Source organism: Neisseria sp. P0001.S005, assembly GCF_051963715.1.
The window spans coordinates 1-301 of the sequence record NZ_JBQCTZ010000924.1 but is presented as its reverse complement, the minus strand read 5'-3'; the positions used below and the strand labels follow the sequence as shown (position 1 = coordinate 301).

Annotated in this window: 1 pseudogene; it reads right to left on the bottom strand. The window is 48.5% G+C overall.

Annotated features, from left to right (window positions below):
• Positions 1 to 172: 172 nt before the first annotated feature.
• A pseudogene (locus ACTHSP_RS23515) lies at positions 173 to 301 on the bottom strand (NAD(P)H-dependent glycerol-3-phosphate dehydrogenase); the annotation flags it as partial.

Below are 301 nucleotides of genomic sequence, written 5' to 3'. Positions count from 1 at the left end.
ATTTCTTCGTTGAGACGGCGGTTTTCTGAAACCAGCGTTTCAAATTTTTGGACAAGTTGGTAAACGTTGATTTCCAGGTTGTTTAGTGATTGGTTCATGTGTTTCCCTTCAGACGGCCTTATGGCTGCCATATTGTGCGTCAGACCGTCTGAATGGCAGACGGCGCGACCGTTTATTCGAAGCGAGCGCTTCGTTCCATCAGGCGTTCAACGACTTGCTGCGGTGTCATTTCTTTGCGGATGAGTTGCAGCAGGGTTTGAGTGATGGGCATATCGATTTGGTATTTGGCGGCGGTGTTGAA